The organism is Pedococcus aerophilus, from assembly GCF_039532215.1.
Classification (GTDB): domain Bacteria; phylum Actinomycetota; class Actinomycetes; order Actinomycetales; family Dermatophilaceae; genus Pedococcus; species Pedococcus aerophilus.
In genome coordinates, this window is sequence record NZ_BAAARN010000004.1 from 225358 (window position 1) to 238529 (window position 13172).

13 protein-coding genes are annotated in these 13172 nt (G+C 71.3%); 11 read left to right on the forward strand and 2 right to left on the reverse strand.

Annotated features, from left to right (window positions below):
• Positions 1–17: 17 nt before the first annotated feature.
• The 9 genes from ABD286_RS15615 to ggt all read left to right on the forward strand — a co-directional run bounded on the left by ABD286_RS15615 (position 18) and on the right by ggt (position 9333).
• Positions 18–497, forward strand: a complete 480-nt coding sequence (locus ABD286_RS15615; protein ID WP_344195133.1) for a GNAT family N-acetyltransferase — start codon at positions 18–20, stop codon at positions 495–497.
• Between the two features lie 228 nt (positions 498–725).
• Positions 726–1787, forward strand: a complete 1062-nt coding sequence (recA, locus tag ABD286_RS15620; protein ID WP_425565413.1) for a recombinase RecA — start codon at positions 726–728, stop codon at positions 1785–1787.
• A gap of 33 nt (positions 1788–1820) precedes the next feature.
• A complete protein-coding gene (locus ABD286_RS15625) occupies positions 1821–2468 on the forward strand; it encodes a regulatory protein RecX (protein WP_344195135.1) in 648 nt (215 codons plus the stop codon).
• Positions 2469–2505: 37 nt separating this feature from the next.
• Positions 2506–3300: a YoaK family protein gene (locus ABD286_RS15630; RefSeq protein ID WP_344195137.1), complete on the forward strand. Its 795-nt coding sequence runs from the start codon at positions 2506–2508 to the stop codon at positions 3298–3300.
• A 112-nt stretch (positions 3301–3412) separates the two neighbouring features.
• Complete coding sequence (gene miaB, locus ABD286_RS15635; protein ID WP_344195139.1) at positions 3413–4930, forward strand: tRNA (N6-isopentenyl adenosine(37)-C2)-methylthiotransferase MiaB; 1518 nt, start codon at positions 3413–3415, stop codon at positions 4928–4930.
• A gap of 21 nt (positions 4931–4951) precedes the next feature.
• Positions 4952–5548, forward strand: a complete 597-nt coding sequence (gene def / locus ABD286_RS15640; RefSeq protein ID WP_344195141.1) for a peptide deformylase — start codon at positions 4952–4954, stop codon at positions 5546–5548.
• A 10-nt stretch (positions 5549–5558) separates the two neighbouring features.
• Positions 5559–6500, forward strand: coding sequence for a tRNA (adenosine(37)-N6)-dimethylallyltransferase MiaA (miaA, locus tag ABD286_RS15645; protein ID WP_344195143.1), 942 nt, complete (start codon positions 5559–5561; stop codon positions 6498–6500).
• On the forward strand, positions 6493–7356 hold the full coding sequence (dapF, locus tag ABD286_RS15650; RefSeq protein WP_344195145.1) for a diaminopimelate epimerase: 864 nt from the start codon (positions 6493–6495) through the stop codon (positions 7354–7356). Before miaA ends, dapF begins: the two co-directional genes overlap by 8 nt.
• Before the next feature lie 96 nt (positions 7357–7452).
• Entirely contained in the window at positions 7453–9333 is a 1881-nt protein-coding gene (ggt, locus tag ABD286_RS15655) for a gamma-glutamyltransferase (RefSeq protein WP_425565405.1), read from the forward strand.
• A gap of 8 nt (positions 9334–9341) precedes the next feature.
• Here the strand turns inward: ggt and ABD286_RS15660 are convergent, their stop codons facing one another.
• Positions 9342–9959: a class I SAM-dependent methyltransferase gene (locus ABD286_RS15660; protein ID WP_344195146.1), complete on the reverse strand. Its 618-nt coding sequence runs from the start codon at positions 9957–9959 to the stop codon at positions 9342–9344.
• A gap of 84 nt (positions 9960–10043) precedes the next feature.
• Between ABD286_RS15660 and hflX the strand changes: the two genes are divergently transcribed.
• Complete coding sequence (hflX, locus tag ABD286_RS15665) at positions 10044–11492, forward strand: GTPase HflX (protein ID WP_344195147.1); 1449 nt, start codon at positions 10044–10046, stop codon at positions 11490–11492.
• A gap of 12 nt (positions 11493–11504) precedes the next feature.
• The gene (locus tag ABD286_RS15670; RefSeq protein ID WP_344195148.1) at positions 11505–12389 is read left to right on the forward strand and encodes an SDR family oxidoreductase; all 885 of its coding nucleotides are present in this window, start codon (positions 11505–11507) and stop codon (positions 12387–12389) included.
• Between the two features lie 38 nt (positions 12390–12427).
• Here ABD286_RS15670 and ABD286_RS15675 read toward each other — a convergent pair whose 3' ends face one another.
• Positions 12428–13162 (reverse strand): class I SAM-dependent DNA methyltransferase, encoded by a 735-nt coding sequence (locus ABD286_RS15675; RefSeq protein ID WP_344195149.1) that lies wholly within the window; start codon positions 13160–13162, stop codon positions 12428–12430.
• Positions 13163–13172 lie beyond the last annotated feature (10 nt).

The window sequence follows — 13172 nt, forward strand, 5'->3', positions numbered from 1 at the left end:
ACGCCTAGCATCGCCGCATGGACGAGACCGTGGACCTGGCACCGGACACCGTGCACTCGGCACCCTTCGCCGACCTCGACCCGGTGACGGCCTACCGCCTGTGGGCGCTGCGCTCCGACGTCTTCGTCGTCGAGCAGGACTGCCCCTACCTCGACCTCGACGGCCGCGACCTCGCGCCCGGCACCAGGCACGTCTGGATCGAGCGGGGCGGCGGGCCCGTGGCGACCCTGCGGGTGCTCGACGACCCCGAGGCCGACGGCGGCGCGCTGCGGATCGGGCGAGTGGCCACCGCGCGAGCCTGGCGGGGCCGTGGCCTCGCCGCCCGCCTCATGGCTTCCGTGCTCGAGGGCGTGGAGGAGCGGGACGTGGTGCTGGACGCGCAGTCCCACCTCGTCGACTGGTATGCCGCCTTCGGTTTCGTCCCGAGCGGTCGGGGGTTCGTCGAGGACGGCATCCCGCACACCCCGATGCGCCGGGTCGGCGTGACGGCGTCCTGATCTGCGGGAGTGGCGGCGTGTCGCGCGTGCCGGTACCGAACTTCGAACAGATGTTCGGTATGTTCCTCCACAGGTGGAACCCCGCAGGACCACCGTCCACAGGCCGCAGATCGGTCCGGGACGGCTGTCGGTGGCGACACCTAGCGTCTGACCCGACAGCAGATGACAGCGCCCGGGTCGAAGGCAGGCGCGCCCGACTCGACATGGAAAGAAGAAACTGTGGCCAAGATGTCCGGTGGCAACACCGCAACAGGTGACCAGAAGGCGAAGTCGCTCGACTCCGTCATGGGGCAGATCGAGAAGAACTTCGGCAAGGGCGCGGTCATGCGTCTCGGCGACGACGTCCGTCCGCCCATCGACGTCATCCCCACGGGGTCCATCGCGCTGGACGTGGCCCTGGGCATCGGGGGCCTGCCGCGCGGTCGGGTCGTGGAGATCTACGGTCCGGAGTCCTCCGGCAAGACCACGGTCGCCCTCCACGCGGTGGCCAGCGCCCAGCGGGCGGGTGGCATCGCGGCGTTCATCGACGCCGAGCACGCCCTCGACCCCGACTACGCGAAGCGGCTCGGCGTCGACACCGACGCCCTGCTCGTCAGCCAGCCCGACACCGGTGAGCAGGCGCTCGAGATCGCGGACATGCTGATCCGTTCGGGTGCCATCGACATCATCGTCATCGACTCCGTCGCAGCGCTCGTGCCGCGCGCCGAGATCGAGGGCGAGATGGGTGACAGCCACGTGGGCCTCCAGGCCCGCCTCATGTCCCAGGCGCTGCGCAAGCTCACCGGTGCCCTCAACTCGACCGGCACGACCGCGATCTTCATCAACCAGCTGCGCGAGAAGATCGGCGTCATGTTCGGATCGCCCGAGACGACGACCGGTGGCAAGGCGCTGAAGTTCTACGCCTCGGTCCGCCTCGACGTCCGTCGCATCGAGACGCTCAAGGACGGCAGCGAGCCCGTCGGCAACCGCACCCGCGTCAAGGTCGTCAAGAACAAGGTGGCCCCGCCGTTCAAGCAGGCCGAGTTCGACATCCTCTACGGGCAGGGCATCTCCCGTGAGGGTGGCCTGATCGACATGGGTGTCGAGCACGGCTTCGTCCGCAAGGCCGGCGCCTGGTACACCTACGAGGGCGACCAGCTCGGCCAGGGCAAGGAGAACGCCCGCCAGTTCCTCAAGGACAACCCCGACCTCGGCAACGAGATCGAGAAGAAGGTCAAGGAGAAGCTCGGCATCGGGCCGCAGGTCGACAAGCCTGCCGACGCGATCCCCGAGGTCCCGGTCGAGTTCTGAGCCACGGCTCGCCGACCGACGGACTGAACGCGCATGACAGATCGACACGCTGCGGCAAGGGCTGCCCTCGAGGCCGCCCTTGCCGCAGCGGGCTCCGGTCAGGCCGCCCCGCAGCCGGGCCGTCGTTCTCGCCGCTCCAAGGCCTGGCAACCCATCCCGGGCGATCCCGAGAGCGACCTGCAGCACCGCGACGCCGAGCCCGACGCCCACGACGTCGCGCGCCAGATCGTGCTGCGACAGCTGGCGATGGCTCCGAGGAGCCGCAAGCAGCTGCGCGACAAGCTCGCGCAGCGCGAGTGCCCCGACGACGTCGCCGAAGCGGTGCTCGACCGGATGACCGAGGTGGGGCTCATCGACGACGAGGCGTTCGCGGGGATGCTCGTGCGGTCCCAGCAGGCAGGCCGCGGGCTGGCCAAGCGCGCCCTGGCCCGGGAGCTCCGGACCAAGGGCGTCGACGACGAGCTGGCCCGGGCGACCCTCGACGCCATCGACCCGAATGCCGAACGCGACCAGGCCGAGCGCCTCGTCGCCAAGAAGCTGAGGTCGATGCACGGCCTGGAGGTCCTCGTCCAGAAGCGGCGCCTCGCCGGGATGCTGGCCCGCAAGGGGTACCCCGCAGACCTGGCGATGGCTGTCATCCGGGACGCCCTCGCCCAGGCGCAGGAGCACCAGCGCGACTGACGCGGGCCAGTTCCTGACGGTCACCTAGGCTGCGGGCGTGGCACCCACCCCGCAGGTCCCTCCAGCGCAGACCACTGCGGGCAGAGGGGTCCGGGCCCGGATCGGCCGCTACCTCCTCGACGTGGAAGGGGCGAACCGCACCGACCGTGCGAACCGACACCTGGCGTACCTGCTGGCGCTCATCGCCGGCATCCTCAACTCGGTCGGCTTCGTGGCCGTGTCCGTCTACACGTCGCACATGACCGGGCTGACCGCGTCGGTCGCGGACCACCTCGTCCTCCGCTCGTACGCGGTCGTCGGGGTGGGTCTGCTGGCGATCGGCGCGTTCGTCGCGGGGGCGATGGTCCGCGCCGTGCTGTTCAACTGGGGGCGTCGCCGCGACCTGCGCGGACGCTATGCGAATGTCCTGGTCCTCGAGGCCCTGCTGGTCCTGACCTTCGGCGGTGCCGCCGACCTGCTGGTGTGGCGCCACCGCACAGCGGTGTTCGTCGCCGTGCTCTGCTTCACCATGGGGTTGCAGAACGCGATCATCACCAAGATCTCCCAGGCCCAGATCCGCACGACCCACGTCACGGGGATGGTCACCGACATCGGGATCGAGCTCGGCAAGCTGGCCTACCGGAGTCGGCGACCGGGCCTCGAGCCGGTGCACGCCGACCTGGCGAAGCTGTCGATGTTGTCCCTCCTGGTCGGGTTGTTCTTCGCCGGTGGGGTGGCCGGTGCGGCGGGCTACCTGGCCATCGGGTTCCCGGTCCTGCTGGCCGTTGCCCTGGTCCTGCTCGTCGCGGCGCTGCCGCCCCTCGTGGCAGACCTGCGCACGGGCCGCGACTGACGACGGCGACCCAGCCCTCACCACGCGGGCTGGGACCCACGACGTGCTCGTTCGTGGGGTCTCGACCACGCGGCATACGCGGGGGTGCGCAGCACGTACCCTTGTCGGTGCGATGACCACACAGACGACGCACAAGACCTATGACGTGCGCACCCACGGGTGCCAGATGAACGTGCACGACTCCGAGCGACTCGCCGGGCTGCTCGAGACGGCCGGGTACGTCGACGTCAACAGCGTGCCCGCCGACGACCGTCCGAGCGCTGCCGACGTCGTCGTCTTCAACACCTGTGCGGTGCGCGAGAACGCCGACAACAAGCTCTACGGCAACCTCGGCCAGCTGCGCCCCGCCAAGACCGCGAACCCCGACATGCAGATCGCCGTCGGCGGCTGCATGGCGCAGAAGGACCGCGAGACCATCGTGCAGCGCGCGCCGTGGGTCGACGTCGTCTTCGGCACCCACAACATCGGCAGCCTCCCGGCCCTCCTGGACCGAGCCCGCCACAACCGTGAGGCCCAGGTCGAGATCCTCGAGAGCCTCGAGGTCTTCCCGTCGACGCTGCCGACCCGTCGCGACTCGGCCTACGCCGGCTGGGTCTCGATCTCGGTGGGCTGCAACAACACCTGCACGTTCTGCATCGTCCCCAGCCTGCGCGGCAAGGAGGCCGACCGCCGACCCGGAGACGTCCTCGCCGAGGTCAAGGCGCTCGTCGAGCAGGGGGTCGTCGAGGTCACGCTGCTCGGACAGAACGTCAACACCTACGGCGTCGAGTTCGGTGACCGCCTCGCGTTCGGCAAGCTGCTGCGCGCCTGCGGCGAGATCGAGGGCCTGGAGCGCGTGCGCTTCACCAGCCCGCACCCGGCCGCCTTCACCGACGACGTCATCACGGCGATGGCCCAGACGCCGAACGTCATGCCCAGCCTGCACATGCCGCTGCAGTCCGGATCCGACCGCGTGCTCAAGGAGATGCGCCGCTCCTACCGCAGCGCCAAGTTCCTCGGCATCCTCGACAAGGTCCGTGAGCAGATCCCGGACGCCGCGATCACCACCGACATCATCGTCGGCTTCCCCGGCGAGACCGAGGCCGACTTCGAGGAGACCCTGCGGGTCGTGCGCGAGTCGCGGTTCGCCAGTGCCTTCACGTTCCAGTACTCCATCCGCCCCGGCACCCCCGCGGCGACGATGCCCGACCAGCTTCCCAAGGCGGTCGTCCAGGAGCGCTACATGCGACTGCTGGCGGTGCAGGAGGAGGTCTCGTGGGCCGAGAACCGTCGGCTCGAGGGTCGCGAGGTCGAGGTGCTCGTCGCCACCGGTGAAGGACGCAAGGACACCGCGACCCACCGCCTCTCCGGTCGCGCCCGCGACAACCGCCTCGTCCACTTCGCCGTGCCGGACAGCGCCGAACGCCCCCGTCCCGGTGACCTGGTCACCGTCGGTGTCACCTATGGCGCCCCGCACCACCTCGTCGCCGATGCCGCCCTCGAGGGCGGCGTGTACAGCGTGCGACGCACCGCCGGTGGCGACGCGTGGGCAGCGCTCCAGGGCTCCCCGGTGCCCGGCAAGCCGGCCGTGTCACTCGGCATGCCCGGTGTCGGACGCCCTGCTGCCGCACCGGCTCCCGCCTGCGGCTGACGATCTGGAAGACTCCACCGCATGACGATCCGGCCCATCGTGATCCTGGGCGAGCCCGTGCTCCACCGCCGCGCCGAACCGGTGACCGCGTTCGACGCGGAGCTCGCCGACCTCATCGCCGACATGTTCGAGACCATGGACGCCGCGAACGGTGTCGGCCTCGCCGCTCCCCAGATCGGTGTGGGGCTGCGGGTCTTCACGTGGCAGATGGACAACGACGACGACGTCCCCGTGCGCGGCGTCATCGTCAACCCGTTCGTCAGCCCGAGCAAGCCGGCGCAGGAGGACCCCGATCCGCACGAGGAGGTCGAGGGCTGCCTGTCGGTGCCGGGGGAGAGCTTCCCGCTCAAGCGCGGCGAGTTCGCCACGGTGACCGGGTTCGACGGCGAGGGCAACGAGATCTCGTTCGAGGCGACCGGGTGGTTCGCCCGCTGCATGCAGCACGAGTACGACCACCTCAACGGCTTCCTCTACGTCGACCGGCTCAACGACAAGTGGGGCAAGAAGGCGCGCAAGGCCACCAAGAAGGCCGGCTGGGGCAAGCCCGGCGGCAGCTGGATGCCGGGGGTCGACCCCGACCCGTTCGGCCACGACGCCCCGGACGACCACGACCTGTGACGCCGCAGCGGTGACCGGGCCTCTGGTCGTCGCCGTCGTCGGGCCCACGGCGACCGGCAAGTCCGACCTCGGACTCGACCTCGCCGAGGCGCTCGGTGGCGAGGTCGTCAACGCCGACGCCAGCCAGCTCTACCGGGGCATGGACATCGGCACGGCCAAGCTGGCACCCGTGAAACGCCGCGGCATACCCCACCACCAGCTGGACGTGCTCGAGGTGACGGACGAGGCGTCCGTCGCCGCGTACCAGTCCGCGTCGAGGGCCGACCTCCATGCCATCCAGGGGCGAGGGCTGCACCCCGTCGTCGTCGGGGGCTCGGGCCTGTACGTCCGGGCGGCCCTGGACGTTCTCGACATCCCTCCCACGGACCCGCAGCTGCGGGCCCGCCTGGAGGCGGAGGCCGAGGAGCTCGGCGCCGCCGCGATGGCCGAGCGCCTGCGCGCCCTGGACCCCGTGGCGATGGAGCGTATGCAGCCCAACAACGTCCGCCGCATCGTGCGGGCCCTCGAGGTGGTGGAGCTCACGGGGCGACCGTTCTCCGCGTCGATGCCGACCCGGGAGTTCGTCCAGCCCACCGTGGTCCTCGGGCTCAGGGTGGCGCGTGCCGAGCTCGACGAGCGGATCGTCGAGCGGGTCGACCGCATGTGGGAGCAGGGGCTGCTCGACGAGGTCCGCACCCTCGACGGCCTCGGCCTGCGCCGCGGTCGCACGGCGTCCCGAGCCCTGGGCTACGCGCAGGCGCTGGCCGAGCTCGACGGCCGGCTCGACGGCCGGCAAGCGCGCGAAGAGACCGTCGCCCTGACCCGCCGCTTCGCCCGGCGGCAGGAGTCGTGGTTCGGCCCGGACCACCGCATCCACTGGCTCGACGCCGGTGCCGAGCACCGCGGCGACCTCACGGCGCGGGCACTGGCGACGGTCCGGGCAGCCATCAGGGACAATGACGACCATGGCTGACCAGACCCCCTTCACCAAGGGCCACGGGACCGAGAACGACTTCGTCCTGGTGCCCGACCTCGAGGGGGACCGTCCGCTGTCCTCGGAGCAGGCTGCCCGGCTCGCCGACCGCCACTCCGGGATCGGCGGTGACGGTGTCATCCGGGTCGTCCCCACTGCGTTCGCCACCGAGCCCGAGGTCCTGCAGCAGGCGAGCACGGCGCGGTGGTTCATGGACTACCGCAACGCCGACGGCAGCACGGCGGAGATGTGTGGCAACGGCACCCGGGTGTTCGCGGCCTACCTGCGCCGCGAGGGCCTCGAGACCGCCAACGAGTTCGCCATCGCGACCCGAGCGGGCGTGAAGGTCGTGCGGTTCGAGGGCCCCGACCTCATCGCGGTGAACCTCGGCGCGTGGCGCCTCGCCCAGCCGCACATCGCCGACGCCGAGGGTTTCGACGCACTCGTGCACCTCGACGGCCACGAGCCGTTGTCGGCCCTCACCCTCGACCTCGGCAACCCGCACACCGTCGTCGCCCTGCCGGAGACGGTGGACCTCGAGACCCTCGACCTGCACCGGCTGCCCGTGGTCAACCCCGAGCCGGAGCACGGCACCAACGTCGAGTTCGTCCGGCCGATGGGGGCCGGTCACATCCGGATGCGCGTGCGTGAGCGCGGCGTCGGCGAGACCCGTTCGTGCGGGACCGGCGCCGCGGCTGCTGCGCTGGCGACCCGGTTCTGGGCAGGGGACCGCGGCGACTCCTGGACGGTCGACGTCCCCGGCGGGCGGCTCCGCGTCCGCATGCTCGCGGACCAGCAGGTCGAGCTCGCCGGCCCAGCCGTGCTGGTGGCCGACGGCACGACCTCGCTCGTCTAGGCCGCCCCACCCATCTGCGCCGCGCACGCCTGCGGGCTGCGCCGCGGCACCGAAGGTCGACGTGCGCTGTCCGTAATGTCGCAATACGGTCTGGGAATGACCCTCGCCGCACCGCGCCTGCTCCTGTCCTGCGTGACGGCTGCCTCGCTCGCCGCAGCCGTCGCCCTTCCTGCCACCGCTGCGGGTGGTGGAGGCGGTGACGGCGACCGAACGGGGCGCGCCGCTGCGCCGGGTCAGGCCGGCCGTCATCCCGGTGGGCACGGCAAGGACCTGCCCAAGGTCCCGGTGATGCGCGGCTCCGGCGGTGCCGTGTCGTCGGTCGACCAGCAGGCCAGCCAGGTCGGCATCGATGTCCTGCGGGCCGGGGGCAACGCCGCCGACGCCGCGGTGGCGACGGCTGCCGCGCTCGGAGCCGTGGAGCCCTACACCTCGGGCATCGGCGGTGGCGGCTTCTTCGTCCACTACGACGCGAAGACCGGCCGCGTCTCCACCATCGACGGGCGCGAGACCGCGCCGAAGTCGTTCACGGACAAGGCTTTCCTGAACCCCGACGGCACCCCGGTGAACTTCGACAAGGCGGTCAACTCCGGCCTGTCGGTCGGCGCCCCGGGCACGCCGGCGACCTGGGCCGCCGCCGTCGACCGGTTCGGCACCCGTCGTCTCGGGGACCTGCTCAAGCCGGCCGAGCGGCTGGCCCGCGAGGGCATCGTCGTCGACCAGAGCTTCCACGACCTGACGGCCGAGAACGAGAAGCGTTTCGCGATGTTCCCCGAAACGGCCCGCGTGTTCCTGCGCGACGGGAAGGCGCCGGCCGTCGGCACCCGGTGGAACAACCCCGACATCGCCCGCGCCTACCGCGAGGTCCGCACCCACGGCATCGCGTCCCTCTACGGCGGGAAGCTGGGCCGTGCGGTCGTCGCCGAGGCGTCCGACCCGCACACGGCACCGGGCGTCGAGGTGCCCCGGGGCCAGCTGACGCTCGGCGACCTGCGGGCGTACGACGTCGTGCACCGCAAGCCGACGCACACGACGTACCGCGGACTCGACGTCTACGGCATGCCGGTCCCCAGCTCGGGTGGCATCGCCGTCGGGGAGATCCTCAACCTGCTCGAGTCCTACGACCGGCGCACGGGCACATCGCTCTCCGAGGTCAGCAACGCGGAGTACCTGCACCGCTTCAGCGAGGCGTCCGCCACGGCCTTCGCCGACCGCAACCGCTACGTCGGTGACGTCAGCGGCGTCCCGACGAACGAGCTGCTCTCGCAAGGCTTCGCGAACGAGCGTTCCTGCCTCTTCGACGCGGACAAGGCCCAGCCGCGCCCCATCCCGTTCGGCCAGCCCGACGGCGACTACAGCGCCTGTGGCACGGCGAAGAAGACGACCGGCCTGCCCAACGACGGTCGGTCGACCACCAGCCTGTCGGTCGCCGACAGGTGGGGGAACGTCGTCGCCTACACCCTGACCATCGAGCAGTACGGCGGCTCGGGCATCACCGTCCCCGGCTACGGCTTCCTGCTCAACAACGAGCTCACCGACTTCAACTTCGCGCCGGTGCAGCCCGGCGTCCCGGACCCGAACCTCCCCGGACCCGGCAAGCGGCCGCGCTCGTCGATGAGCCCGACGATCATCCTCGAGGACGGCACGCCGATCCTCAGCGTCGGCAGTCCCGGTGGCGCGACGATCATCACGACGGTCGCCCAGGTCATCACCGAGCACCTCGACAGGGACCTGGCCCTCGTCGACGCGATCGCCGCCCCCCGGCTGTCGTCCCGCAACGGCACCGAGGACGCCGAGCCTGCCCTGCTGGGCTCTGCCGACGGCAGCGCCCTCAAGGCTCTCGGTCACCAGCTGAGGGAGTCCGCCGTCATCGGCAACGCGGCGGCCATCCGGATCAACGGCCGCGACGACTTCGAGGCGGCCGCCGAGACCACGCGTCGCAGCGGCGGATCGGCGATGGTGGTGCACCCGGCCCGTTGACCGGCGGGTCAGGCGGTGCGGCGGACCTCGAGGACCCGGAAGCCCTTGTCCGACGCGTACCGCTCCACGGCATACGCCTCGCCGGGGAGCTGGCCGACGAGCCACTTCTGCAGCGAGTCCGAGCCGAGATTCTTCTGGACCACGAGGTAGGCCGCGCCACCCACGGCGAGGCGGGGGAGCCAGGTCAGGAGCATGTCGTGCAGCACCGCCTTGCCCACCCGGATCGGGGGGTTGGACCAGATAGCGGCGAACTCGACGTCCGCCGGCACGTCCTCGGGACGGCACGCGTGCACCGCGGTGAGGCCGAGGGAGGCCGCGGTCGTGCGGAGGAGGTCCAGCGCGCGCTCGTTGACGTCCACGGCATACACGGTGGCCTCCGGGGAGCGCAGCGCGAGGGTGAGGCTGATCGGGCCCCAGCCGCAGCCGAGGTCGAGGAGGGCGCCCGAGGTCGGCGGCGCCGGGGCCTCGCGCAGCAGCACGGCGGTGCCCTTGTCGATGCCGTCGGGGCTGAAGATGCCGGCCGCGGTGCGCACGGTGACCTCGCGCCCGGCAAGCTCCACGGAGGTGGAGCGCTGCTGCGCCGCGCTGACCGGTTCGGCGGTGAAGTAGTGGTCGTGGTCGCTCATCGGGGTCAACGCTAGGGCCACCCGAGGGGCGAGGACATAAACGGGTCGCCGCTTCCGTTGTATCAGTGAGATCCTGAGGGAGATATGACACCACGCTCTGACATCTTTGACTTCCGCGCCGAAGCACTCGCCGACGACGACACCCTCGTCCACGGCGAGGAGCACGGCTTCGACGGCGACCAGTACGACCGAGAGGACCGCGCGGCCCTGCGCCGCGTGGCCGGGCTGTCCACCGAGCTCGAGGACGTCACCGAGGTCGAGTACCGCCAGCTGCGCCTCGAGCGCGTCGTCCTCGCCGCCGTGTGGACCGAGGGGTCCGCCGACGACGCCGACAACTCGCTCCGCGAGCTCGCGGCCCTGGCCGAGACCGCCGGCTCCACCGTGCTCGCGGGGCTGGTCCAGCGCCGGGCGAAGCCCGACACCGGCACCTACCTGGGTTCGGGCAAGGCCATCGAGCTGCGCGACATCGTCATCGCCGAGGGCGCTGACACCGTCATCTGCGACACCGAGCTCACGCCGTCCCAGCGCCGCGCGCTCGAGGACGTCGTCAAGGTCAAGGTCATCGACCGCACCGCACTGATCCTCGACATCTTCGCCCAGCACGCGAAGTCCAAGGAGGGCAAGGCGCAGGTGGAGCTGGCCCAGCTCCAGTACCTCCTGCCGCGCCTGCGTGGTTGGGGTGAGTCGATGTCCCGCCAGGCCGGTGGCCAGGCAGCCGGCGGCCAGGGCATGGGTTCGCGTGGTCCGGGTGAGACGAAGATCGAGCTCGACCGTCGCCGGATCAACACGCGGATGGCCAAGCTGCGCCGCGAGATCAAGGAGATGAAGACCAGCCGCGACACCCGCCGCCTCAGCCGCAAGGCCCACGAGGTGCCCAGCGTCGCGATCGCCGGCTACACCAACGCCGGCAAGTCCTCGCTGCTCAACCGCCTCACCGGCGCCGGCGTCCTCGTCGAGAACCAGCTGTTCGCCACCCTCGACCCGACCGTGCGTCGCGCCGAGACCGAGGACGGCCGTCTCTACACGCTCGCCGACACCGTGGGCTTCGTCCGCCAGCTGCCGACGCAGCTCGTCGAGGCCTTCCGCTCGACGCTCGAAGAGGTGGCCGACGCCGACCTGCTGCTGCACGTCGTCGACGGTTCGCACCCCGACCCCGAGGGCCAGATCAGCGCCGTGCGCGCAGTTCTGGCCGATGTCGACGCCGCGGACGTCAAGGAGGTCATCGTCGTCAACAAGGCCGATGCCGCCGACCCCGAGGTGATCGACCGGATCCGCCGCCACGAGAAGCACTGCATCGTCGTGTCGGCCCGCACCGGTGCCGGGCTCGCCGAGCTGCGCGCCCTCATCGCGGACGAGCTGCCCCGGCCCGACATCGACGTCGAGGTGCTGCTGCCCTACGACCGAGGTGACCTCGTCAGCCGCCTGCACGAGGAGGCCGAGGTGCTCTCCAGCGAGCACACCGAGCGGGGCACGCACGTCAAGGCGCGGGTGCACCCCGAGCTCGCGTCCGAGCTCGCCGACTTCGCTGCCTAGGAGCAACCTCGTATGCCGCCTGCTCCCGTTGGTCCGGCCGAGTCAGCCGGTCCCCGCACGACCGGGGTGACCGGGGTGACCGGTGCCCTCGGTGGTGCGGTCACCCGGCTGCTCCTCGAGCAGACCGCCCCGGCCGACCGGATGGTGCTCCTGGCTCGGCGCCCCGAGGCGGCGCCCTCCGTTCCCAGCGCCGACGTGCGGAAGGTCGACTACGCCGACACCCCGGGGGTCCGCGAGGCCCTGGCCGGCATCGACACGCTCCTCATGGTGTCGGCGTCCGAGGACGTCGACCGTCGCGGTCAGCACCTGGCCTTCGTCGCGGCTGCCGCTGCTGCGGGCGTTCGTCACGTCGTCTACACGTCGTTCCAGGGCGCGGCCGCCGACTGCACCTTCACGCTCGGGCGCGACCACTTCGCGACCGAGGAGGCGATCCGGGCCTCGGGCATGGAGCACACCTTCCTGCGCGACAGCTTCTACGCCGACTTCCTGCCCCTGATGGCCACCGACGGAGCGATCCGTGGACCCGCGGGTGACGGCCGGGTCGCGGCCGTCGCGCGTGACGACGTCGCAGCAGCCGCTGCCGCTGTCCTCATCGACCCGAGCCGGCACGTCGGGGCGACGTACGACCTCACCGGACCTGAGGCCCTGACCCTCGCCGAGGCAGCCCAGGTCGTCACCGAGGTGACCGGCCGACCGACGACCTACGTCGACGAGTCGCTGCCCGAGGCCTACGCCTCACGGGCGTCGTACGGTGCTCCCGACTGGCAGGTCGAGGCGTGGGTGTCGACCTACACCGCCATCGCGCGCGGCGAGGTGGCCGCCGTGAGCGACAGCGTCGAGCGTCTCACCGGCCGCCCGGCCACGAGCCTGCGCGAGCTCCTCATGCGCAGCAGCTGATCCGCGACGGCTGGCCCCCGTCCGGGACGTTGCGGCCGTCAGAGCAGCCGGTAGACCGACACGTGCGAGCGGGAGTCGGCGGTGAACGCGGACCTGTCCCAGTCGGCATACCGAGCCTCGAGTCCGAACCCCGCGAGGCGTCCCATGAGGTCGAGCTCGGCCGGCCACACATAGCGGTGCGGGCTGATCGCGTGGGTGGCCTCGCGGCCCCGGTCGTACCGGAAGTGGTGCGAGGTGACGCGCTGATCGAGCACGTCGTAGTCGTCGAGGCCGACGTAGCCGGGCCGGCTCGAGAAGACCGCGGCCGGTGCGCCGGGCGGGAGCTGGCGCAGCTGGGGCACCCAGAGCTCGATGACGAACGCGCCGCCGGGGGACAGGTGGCGGGCGGCGTTGCGGAAGCACTCGACCTGGGCGTCCTGGGTGAGCAGGTTCGAGATGGTGTTGAAGACGAGGTAGACGAGGGAGAACTCGCCCTCCACCCTCGTCGTGGCCATGTCACCGATGGTCACTGGGATCGCTTGCGTACCAACGCGTTCGTACAGCTTGCCGACCATCGGCTCCGACAGCTCGATCCCCGTCACCGCGACGCCATGCTCCGCGAGCGGTATGGCGACGCGGCCGGTCCCGATGGCCAGCTCGAGGGCTGAGCCGTCCCCGGCGAGCCCGGCGAGCAGGTCGACGGTCGGTCGCAGGACCTCGTCGGACCACATCCCCTCGCCGGGGGTGTCGTAGAGGTCGGCGGCGGTCTGGTCCCAGATCTCGTCAGGCTGCACGTCCTCGACC

Bases quoted from the DNA above. Each gene is read 5' to 3' on its own strand.
- ABD286_RS15615 (WP_344195133.1), top strand. From the start codon at position 18: ATGGACGAGACCGTGGACCTGGCACCGGACACCGTGCACTCGGCACCC.
- dapF (WP_344195145.1), top strand. From the start codon at position 6,493: ATGGCTGACCAGACCCCCTTCACCAAGGGCCACGGGACCGAGAACGAC.
- miaB (WP_344195139.1), top strand. From the start codon at position 3,413: ATGACCACACAGACGACGCACAAGACCTATGACGTGCGCACCCACGGG.
- recA (WP_425565413.1), top strand. From the start codon at position 726: ATGTCCGGTGGCAACACCGCAACAGGTGACCAGAAGGCGAAGTCGCTC.
- ggt (WP_425565405.1), top strand. From the start codon at position 7,453: ATGACCCTCGCCGCACCGCGCCTGCTCCTGTCCTGCGTGACGGCTGCC.
- ABD286_RS15660 (WP_344195146.1), bottom strand. From the start codon at position 9,959: ATGAGCGACCACGACCACTACTTCACCGCCGAACCGGTCAGCGCGGCG.
- hflX (WP_344195147.1), top strand. From the start codon at position 10,044: ATGACACCACGCTCTGACATCTTTGACTTCCGCGCCGAAGCACTCGCC.
- ABD286_RS15625 (WP_344195135.1), top strand. From the start codon at position 1,821: ATGACAGATCGACACGCTGCGGCAAGGGCTGCCCTCGAGGCCGCCCTT.
- ABD286_RS15670 (WP_344195148.1), top strand. From the start codon at position 11,505: ATGCCGCCTGCTCCCGTTGGTCCGGCCGAGTCAGCCGGTCCCCGCACG.
- def (WP_344195141.1), top strand. From the start codon at position 4,952: ATGACGATCCGGCCCATCGTGATCCTGGGCGAGCCCGTGCTCCACCGC.